Origin of the sequence: Streptomyces sp. FH025, from assembly GCF_017427025.1 — a bacterium.
Classification (GTDB): domain Bacteria; phylum Actinomycetota; class Actinomycetes; order Streptomycetales; family Streptomycetaceae; genus Kitasatospora.
The window spans coordinates 1-1,433 of record NZ_JAFLNG010001134.1; the positions used below are offsets into that span (position 1 = coordinate 1).

The 1,433-nt window shown below is 78.5% G+C and carries 1 protein-coding gene and 1 pseudogene; both read left to right on the plus strand.

Annotated elements, in window-relative coordinates:
• Positions 1-134 precede the first annotated feature (134 nt).
• Entirely contained in the window at positions 135-770 is a 636-nt protein-coding gene (locus J0670_RS37940) for a 4Fe-4S single cluster domain-containing protein (RefSeq protein ID WP_307806874.1), read from the plus strand.
• Positions 770-1,433, plus strand: a pseudogene (locus J0670_RS37945) (hypothetical protein); the annotation flags it as partial. The gene J0670_RS37940 and the pseudogene J0670_RS37945, both read left to right, overlap by 1 nt.

Below are 1,433 nucleotides of genomic sequence, written 5' to 3' on the forward strand. Positions count from 1 at the left end.
CCCCGGGCGGCCGTCCGGGGCCCGGTCCGGTCACCCAGGAGTTCGGGGAGGAGCCGGTGAGCGTGCAACCGGAGCCGGTGAGCGTGCCACAGGGGAGCACACTCGCCGTCGCCCGCACCCTGGACCGGTGCACGGTGCTCGGCCCGGGGGAGCGGGCGGTGATCTGGGTGCAGGGCTGCCCGCTGCGCTGCCGCGGCTGCGTGGCCGAGGAGACCCTGCCGTTCGCTCCCGCGGAGTCGGGCCGGCCGGTCGCCGAGCTGGTCGACTGGCTGGCCGCGCTGCCCGGGATCGAGGGCGTCACGCTCTCCGGCGGCGAGCCGTTCGCGCAGGCCGAGGCACTGGCCGACCTGCTCGACGGGCTGCGCGAGCGCCGTCCGGAGCTGTCGGCGATGGCCTACTCCGGCTTCCGGCTGGCGGCGCTGCGGCGGGGCACCCCCGGCCAACGGGCGCTGCTGGAACGGCTCGACGTGCTGGTGGACGGCCCGTACGTGGCCGCGCGCCACGCCGACCTGCGCTGGCGCGGCTCCACCAACCAGACCGTCCACCTGCTGACCCCGCGCTACGCCGCCGTCGCGGCCGAACCCGACAGCAGTGCCGGCATCCAGCTCTCGGTCGGCCTCGACGGCGCCGTCTCCTGGGCCGGCGTGCCGGCCGTCCCCGGGTTCCGGGCCGAGCTGGAGCGCCGGCTCTCGGCCGGCGGCTTCGAGCTGCGCACCGAGCCGGCGGCCCGACCCCACCCAACCGCACCGCACACCCCGGAGGGGACCTGATGAGCGGATCACCCATGTACAGCGCGGTCGGCGTGGGCGCCGCGGTCCAGGCCGCGCAGGCGGCGCGGCGGCGGGCGCAGCTGGCCGAGCGGCGACGCCGGGAGGAGGCCAGGGCCCGGGAGCGGGCCCGGTTGGCGGCCCAGCGGGCCGCCGAGCGGGCGGCCCGGGAGCGCCGGGACCAGGAGCGGATCGTCGAGGCCCGGCAGCGGGCCCGGCGACGGGCCGAGACGATCGGCCTCCGGCGGAGCGCCGAGCGCGACCGGCGGATCGAGGCCTTCGAGGAGCAGCGCCGCGCGGCCGTCTCGCGCAGCCTGCGGGAGGTGGCCGACCTGATCACCGAGGCGCGCGGGCAGGCGGACCCGGAGACGCTGTTCGACCTGGACGGCCGGCTGTCGGCGCTGCGCACCCGGCTGCTGCTGTCCTCCGACGCCACGCTCGGCGCGGCGGTGGAGGAGCTGCGCGGCCGAGTGGTGGCGCTGCTGCGGCGCGCCGCCCCGGCCTCGGAGTCCGTCGGTCGTACCGATCAACTGGCCGAACTGGAACGCCGATTGGCCGTGATCGGCGCTGTGGGGGGCGGGCCGGACGCCGCCGGGCGGGCCCGCTGCGAGGAGGTGCTCGGCCGCCTGCGCACCGCGCTGGAGGAGGGGCGGGAGCTGCGCTTCG